This window comes from Desulfosarcina sp., from assembly GCF_041551955.1.
Lineage (GTDB): Bacteria > Desulfobacterota > Desulfobacteria > Desulfobacterales > Desulfosarcinaceae > Desulfosarcina.
In genome coordinates, this window is the sequence record NZ_JBFELV010000236.1 from 1 (window position 1) to 7710 (window position 7710).

At 56.3% G+C, this 7710-nt stretch carries 6 protein-coding genes; 2 read left to right on the forward strand and 4 right to left on the reverse strand.

What is annotated here, in order from left to right:
* A partial coding sequence (locus ABYV26_RS16315; RefSeq protein WP_372682417.1) for a hemolysin family protein occupies positions 1-1165 on the reverse strand: 1165 nt, incomplete at its 3' end.
* A 367-nt stretch (positions 1166-1532) separates the two neighbouring features.
* Between ABYV26_RS16315 and ABYV26_RS16320 the strand changes: the two genes are divergently transcribed.
* Complete coding sequence (locus ABYV26_RS16320; protein WP_372682418.1) at positions 1533-4421, forward strand: DEAD/DEAH box helicase; 2889 nt, start codon at positions 1533-1535, stop codon at positions 4419-4421.
* A 157-nt stretch (positions 4422-4578) separates the two neighbouring features.
* On the opposite strand, the gene ABYV26_RS16325 is transcribed toward ABYV26_RS16320, so the two are convergent.
* The 3 genes from ABYV26_RS16325 to ABYV26_RS16335 form a co-directional block, all read right to left on the reverse strand.
* Positions 4579-5235 (reverse strand): lysoplasmalogenase, encoded by a 657-nt coding sequence (locus ABYV26_RS16325; protein ID WP_372682419.1) that lies wholly within the window; start codon positions 5233-5235, stop codon positions 4579-4581.
* Between the two features lie 407 nt (positions 5236-5642).
* Positions 5643-6341, reverse strand: a complete 699-nt coding sequence (gene queC / locus ABYV26_RS16330) for a 7-cyano-7-deazaguanine synthase QueC (RefSeq protein ID WP_372682420.1) — start codon at positions 6339-6341, stop codon at positions 5643-5645.
* Between the two features lie 51 nt (positions 6342-6392).
* Positions 6393-7037, reverse strand: a complete 645-nt coding sequence (locus tag ABYV26_RS16335; RefSeq protein WP_372682421.1) for a radical SAM protein — start codon at positions 7035-7037, stop codon at positions 6393-6395.
* Positions 7038-7149: 112 nt separating this feature from the next.
* On the opposite strand from ABYV26_RS16335, the gene manA reads away from it, so the two are divergent.
* On the forward strand, positions 7150-7710 hold a 561-nt coding region (gene manA / locus ABYV26_RS16340), incomplete at its 3' end, for a mannose-6-phosphate isomerase, class I (protein ID WP_372682422.1).

The window sequence follows — 7710 nt, forward strand, 5'->3', positions numbered from 1 at the left end:
CCACCTGGTGGCCGTCGATGGTGAAGGCTTCATCTTCTTCCGGGATTCTTCCGATCTTGTCCAGAATGAATCCGGAGAACGTATCGTACTCCCTGGATTCGGGGATACGCATGCCGGTTTTGTCGTTGACCTCCTCGATTTCCGATTTGCCCAGCACCATCCACTCCTTGGGCTTTTTGCTGATGATGTGGGGCTCTTCCTTATCGGTTTCGTCACGAATTTCCCCCACCAGTTCCTCCAGGGCGTCCTCCAGCGTGATCAATCCGGAGACGCCGCCATATTCATCGACGATGATGGCCATGTGGTTTTTGCGCGCCTTGAACTGGTGCAGCATCCGGTCCAGCTTCTTGTTTTCCGGAACGAAGTAGGGCGGCCGCATGATGGAGCGGATGTTCACTGGGGTCTCCGATGTGGCCTGATGCATGAAGATGTCCTTGATATTCAAAATGCCGACCACATGATCGATGTCTCCTTCGATCACCGGGATGCGGGTGAAACCGGATTCGGCAATGGCCTTGAAATCGATCGGCGCGTCGGCATCCACCACAAACATGTCGGCCCGCGGGGTCATGATCTCCGACGCGTTGGTGTCATCCAATTCGAAGACGTTGTGGATCATCTCACGCTCTTCTTCCTTGATCTCTCCCTGCTCTTCGACCACTTCGACAAATGTGATCAACTCCTCTTCGGTGGCTGACGGCGTCTTGCTCATCCTTCCGGTGATGCGGGGAATGAAATTGAGAAACACGATGATCGGAAAAAAAAGGATCGACATCCAATAGATGGGAAAGATGGTCATCTTGGCCAGGAGGAAGTTGTTGCGGGTGGCAAAGGATTTGGGAATCACTTCGCCGAACACGAGAATCAGAAAGGTCATTATACCGGTGGAGAGGCCCACGGCATAATTGGCGGACATGTTGATGGTCAGCGACGTGGCGATGGCCGATGCGGCCACATTGACCACGTTGTTGCCGATCAGGATGGTGGTCAGCAGCTTGTGGGGATCATCTTTCATGCGCTTGATCAGTTGATGAGATCGGATGTTCTCCTTGGCCATGTGCCGCGCACGGGTTTGGCTGATCGAGAACAGGGCGGTCTCCGCCGATGAAAAGAATCCGGACAGCAACAGCAGGACGAAAAGTAGAATAAACTGATTCACCATCATCCATTGACTCCTGAACCGGTGATGCCGTCACGCGGATAGATGAGCGTCCGGAGGCTTAAATCAGATAAACGAGAGGCGAAACGAACACGGAGATTACCCAGGAATCCGGTACCTGGGCCGGGTAAAAAGGGGTCGTCCAACGTTATGGCCTTCCTCTTGAAATGGGAGATGAAGTCATGCGATAGTGGTCTTTCCCGATTACGGGTGGGACCATTTTTCGGTGAGATGGTGTCAATCGCTGCCTTTAAGGTTGACAAATGCGGTCCATACACGGCCAATCAATGTTTACTATAGCGTATTTTTCCAGATTTTCAAGCCCCGATGCACACAAAAATGAAATCTAAGGTCAGATTGCGGTGGTCCAACCATGACTGAGGGCTCACTCATCGACGAATACATCAGCAGGCTCAAGGCTGCCAGCGCGGTTGACGGCCAGGAGGTCTACCACCGAGAGTTTGCTGCCAGCGCGCCCACCTTCGGTGAAACCCGAAGGCCTTGGCCGGAACCGATCGACCGCTTGCTCGAGGCCATGGGGATCGATCGGCTGTATACCCACCAGGCCCAGACCATCGACCGCGTGCGGGCGGGAATCCATACGGTAGCCGCGACCCGTACCGCTTCAGGCAAAACCCTGACCTATGCACTTCCCGTTTTCGAGGCCGTTATCGAGGATGCATCAGCCTGTGCCCTGTTTATCTATCCCTTGAAGGCCCTGGCCCAGGATCAACGCAAAGCTATCGACAGCATGTCCGCCCACCTGGCCGACGTCAATCTCCGGGCGGACATCTACGATGGCGACACGTCGTCCTATCGGCGCAAGAAGATCCGTGACAATCCGCCCCACATCCTGATGACCAACCCTGAAATGGTTCATCTTTCGGTATTGCCCCATCACGACCGATGGTCCGATTTGCTCTCCAGGATCCGGTTCGTGGTGGTGGATGAGGTGCACACCTATCGGGGGATTCTGGGTTCGCATATGGCCCAGGTATTCCGTCGCCTGCGACGAATGTGCAGCCATTACGGTGCATCGCCCACCTTCGTGTTCACATCGGCAACCGTAGCCAATCCGGGCGAGCTGGCCATGCAGCTGACCGGATTGCGTGTTGAGGCCGTTACCCAGAGCACCGCCGGCATCGGGCGGCGCCACCTGGTTGTGATGGATCCGACGGACGGTTCATTGAGGGCAACGGTGAGGCTGCTCAAGGCGGCCGTGAGTCGGGGTCTTCGCAGCATCGTCTACACCCAGTCCCGCAAGTTGGCGGAGCTGCTGGCCATCTGGGCCCAACACCGTTCCGGCGGTCTCGCCGATCGCATCAGTGCTTACCGCGCCGGATTTCTGCCTGAAGAGCGGCGCGACATCGAGTCCAAGCTCGCTTCCGGAGAACTGCTGGCGGTGATCAGCACCAGTGCCCTGGAGCTGGGCATCGATATCGGTAGTCTGGATCTGTGCATTTTGGTCGGTTACCCCGGCTCAATCGTCGCCACCTGGCAGCGCGGGGGCCGGGTGGGGCGCAGCGGTCAGGACTCGGCGGTGGTTCTGGTGGCCGGAGAGGATGCCCTGGATCATTATTTTATCAACCATCCGGAACAGCTGGTGGTGCGCCAGCCGGAAGCGGCCGTGATCAATCCCCATAATCCGGATGTCGTGTCACGACATCTGGTTTGCGCCGCCGCCGAACTGCCTCTGATGATCGGTGACCCGATGCTGGCGTCCGGTCCGATGAAGGCCTGCCTCCGGCAGACCATTGCATCCGGCGGACTTTATCTGAGCGCCGACGGCACCGTCTGTTTTTCGCCGATGAAAAACCCGCACCGATTGGTGGATCTGCGTGGGGCGGGTGCCCGGTTTGCCATCATCGAGGCGGCCAGCAACACCCCTTTGGGTGAAATCGACGGACTCCGCGTTTACCGGGAAACCCATCCCGGTGCCGTCTATCTGCATCGTGGCCAGTCCTTTATGGTAAAATCCCTGGACACGGAAAACCGTAAGGTTGTGGTCGCGTCCACCCGGGTTGATTTTCACACCCGCGTGAGGTCTCACAAAGAGACCCGGATCCTGGAGATAATTGACCAAAAGCCGGTTTATGGAACCATGATGGCGGTTGGACGCCTTCGGGTCACCGAACAGGTTACCGGGTATGACCGCATACAAACCCGAACCGGCAACGTACTGGAGCGGGTCCCGCTCGATCTGCCGCCCATGGTTTTCGAAACCCAGGGCCTCTGGTTTGCGGTTCCGGAGGCGGTGACCGCCATGGGTGAAAAGGCCTGGATCCACGTCATGGGGGGGCTGCATGCCATGGAGCATGCGGCCATCGGCGTCTTTCCCCTTCTGGTGCTGGCCGACCGAAACGATCTGGGCGGCATTTCCACCCCTTTTCATCCCCAGTTGGAAAGTGCCGGCATCTTTATCTACGATGGGTTGCCCGGGGGCAGCGGGCTCTGCAATCAGGCCTTCTCCAACGGCACCGGCCTGCTGGACGCCACCTTGTCGGCCATATCCATATGCCCATGTGAAACCGGTTGTCCCAGCTGTGTCCATTCTCCCAAATGCGGATCCGGCAACCGCCCTATCGATAAGGCAGGGGCGATTTTTTTATTTAATACGCTGATTTCCGCAACGGCCTCACCCGCGTCCCCGTCGATTCGGGAGACGATGGTTGTCGGTCGAGAGAAGGCGGCGGATGACGCCCCCACGGTTGAGGAATCCATGCCTGCGGCCATTCGCTATGGGGTGCTGGACATTGAAACCCAATTGTCGGCCCAGGAGGTGGGCGGTTGGCATCATGCATCGCGGATGCGGGTCAGTTGTGCGGTGCTTTACGATTCACAGTCCGACAATTTCTTCGAGTTCGTCGAGGGCCAGGTTCCCATGCTGCTGGATCACCTTCAACAGCTGGACCGGGTGATCGGGTTCAACATCAAACGTTTCGACTACCGGGTGCTCTCCGCATACACCGAGCTGGATTTTCGCAACATCTCCACCCTGGACATCCTGGAAAAGGTGAAAGATCAACTGGGATACCGGCTCTCTTTGGACCACTTGGCATCCGTTACCCTGGATGCCGGAAAAACAGCGGACGGGCTGGATGCCCTGAGGTGGTGGCGGGAAGGAAAAATGGCTAAAATCCTTGAATACTGTCGGTCGGATGTGGCCATTACCCGCGATCTATACCGGTTCGGCCGAGACAATCGATACCTGCTGTTTCAAAATAAAGCCAAACAAATTGTACGGTTGCCGGTCGACTGGTAGAATTGGCTTCATAACGCCGTCTAAGGTCCGATGGCGGCGTTGCACGCCCCCTTAAAATGCTCACATATTAAATTTAGCTCCGCTTTTGCGTCGGCCTGCGCCTTGCCCGCGAACCTGATCCAACGTTTTGAAACCAATGCTATTTACATAGGATCGCTCACCCGGGGACCCAGGCGGCGGAAAGGGCCAGCAGAAACTGGGCGACGTAATACAAGGGCAGTCCCACCGCCCGGTTGACATGGGCACCGACCACGAAGCGCTGACGGGCCACGAAAAGATCCGAAAAATAGAACAGGATGGCACCGATCAGGATGGCGGCTCGCGCATAGCCAGGTATGGCGGGATTGGCGGCTATGCCGCATGCACCGCAGACCATGATGCTGATGACGATGATATAAGCGAGCACCGGCACCTTCATGCTTCCCAGGTTGCTTTCCAGCCATCGCCAGACCAAGGTGGCCGACACCGCCAACAGGATTGCCCCCACAGCCATGAGCGGACCGACCCGACCGTCCAGGAAAAATGCTGCGGCATACATCACGTGGCCCAGCAGAAAGCTGACCAACCCGCAAAGAAACGTGATTCGCGTGCCGAGAGCCAACAGGATATCTCCGCCCAGGCAAAACAACAGGGCGATGAGAATCAGACCGGAAAAAGCCGTATTATGGGCTGGCTGCAGGGTCCAGGCAACGATGAACAACAGGGACAGGGGGGTTTTGAACAGGAGAATCCATTTGGGCGTTTCCGTCTTCTCCGCGTTGACCAGCCCTACCAGAAGCACCACGGCAAGTCCCAGAACAATATAGATGATCATACGTAAATATTGCCTAAATCATTAACGATATGTTTTTAAATACAAAAAAATAGATAAATGCCAATCACCAAAAACCAAATCACCAACCAATCACAATTCCAAAAATTCAAAATTGCAAACAATTGGCGGTTGGACCTGTTTGATAGTTGAATATTGATGGTTCCGTAAAAAGTCACAAGCGGTGTCACTCCCGCGAAGGCGGGGCACGTAGTGAAGCTTTTTCAGCGCTGTCCATAACTATCTGAAACTTATAGATCCCCGCCTTCGCGGGGATGACAAAAAAGAGGACATCTCGACTTTTTACGGGGTCATCAATATTGAATCTTGGAATTTTTTTGTAATTTGTTATTTGATTTTTGTGATTGCATTTTTGTTGTTGCTGGTCTGCCCGGGTGCCGATTGCATCGTCATCCAGGCGCATAGGCCGTCGGGTCGGGCACACCGGCATCCGCAAAGCCGTTTCGGCGCAGAATGCACGAATCGCAGCCACCGCAGGCCAGCCCCTGGGGTGAGGGGTCATAGCAGCTGTGGGTCATGCGGTAGTCCACGCCCAGCGCGGTTCCTGCAAGGATGATCTGGGCCTTGGTCATATCGATCAGCGGCGTGTGGATGCGATAGTGCCCCTTGCCCTCGACGGCGGACTTGGTGGCCAGGTTGGCCATGGTTTCAAAAGCCAGGATGTATTCCGGCCGACAGTCTGGGTAACCACTGTAATCAACGGCGTTGACGCCGATGAAAATATCCCAGGCGCCCAGAACTTCGGCCCAGGCAAGGGCGTATGACAGGAATATCGTGTTGCGTGCCGGCACGTAGGTGACGGGAATTGCTCGCGCCATAAGGGATTCGCTGCGGGCTTTGGGCACGGCGATGTCATCGGTCAGGGCTGAACCGCCGATCGGCTTGAGATCCACCCGGGTGACCAGGTGGCGTTTTGCGCCTGCAGCACGCGCCACCTTTTCGGCTGCCCGGATCTCGCATGCGTGTCGCTGCCCATAGTCGAAGCTGAGGCTGTATATCGCAAACCCCTGGTCGGCAGCCATGGCCAGCGCGGTGCTTGAATCAAGGCCGCCACTGGAAAGTACCAATGCTTTTTTTGTATTAACCATAATATGTTATTTTTAATTTCATGATGTTTAAGATTAACTGCGGGTCCGTCGTCAAACCCCCCGTTCCTGATCCGGCCAGATTAAACGATGCAGCTGCAGCTGGAGACGGGCCTCGATTCGGCCATCGAGCATCCACGCTGCCAGCTGATCCGGTGGCAACCGGTCGGATACGGCCGAAAACAGAATGCGATCCGCCGGCAGGATTGCCGCTAAACGGGGCAGCAGTTCCGTGGCGAAAAGAAAATCGTCGCGATCGCCGATGACGAATTTGACTTGATCATGGACGGTCAACCGCTGCAGATTGGCGTCATCGTTTTTCATATGCGCTCCGCTCGACGGGCACTTGATGTCCATGATCCGGCTGCAGCGGCGATCCACCCGATCGATGTCCAAGGAGCCGTTGGTTTCCATCAATAGCTGATAACCGCTGCCGAGCAGGGCATCCACCAGAGCCGGTGTATGGTCCTGGAACAGAGGTTCTCCGCCGGTAATTTCAACCAGACGGCAACCGAATGTTGCCACTTGATCGACGATTTGGGCCACGGACATGGCGTTGCCCTCATCAAATGCATATCGGGTGTCGCAATAGTGACAGCGCAGGTTGCATCCGGTCAGACGCACGAACACACAGGGCAGCCCGGCATATACGGATTCGCCTTGAATGCTGTAAAAGATTTCATTGACCGTAAGGATCATGTTATGAATGACTCCATGCCGTTCTTTCGGCGCTGCGCACCAGGCGACCATGTATAGCAAGGTGATTGGCGTTAGTAAACCATCCTCTTAGGAATGCGATCGAGGTTCAAGTATGCCGATTTATCGTCTCGACAACGTGATTCAACCCTATGCCTGGGGATCGAAAACGGCCATTGCCCAGCTGCTCGGTCAGCCCAACCCCGCCCAACTCCCCCAGGCGGAGCTGTGGATGGGCACCCACCCCAAAGGTCCCTCCACGGTGGTTGCCGGTGACGAACGTGTCCCGCTCCAGCAGTTGATCGAACGCCAACCCATGGACATTTTAGGCCGCTATGTCGTCAGGCGGTTCGGGCAAGCCCTGCCATACCTGTTCAAGGTGCTGGCTGCCGCACAACCGCTGTCCATTCAGGCGCATCCCAGCAAACGCCAGGCGATAGAGGGATTTGACAGGGAAAAACGCCAGGGCAAGGCTTTGGATGCGCCGGACCGCAACTACCGGGATGCCAACCACAAACCGGAAATTATCTGCGCCCTGACTCCATTTTGGGGATTGAACGGGTTTCGGACGCCGGCGGAGGCCGTCGACCTGTTGACGCCGGTATGCCCCCAGGAGCTCGACCAGGCGCTCCGGGATCTGAAAACGCACCGAGGCCAGGGGCTCAAATCATTTTTC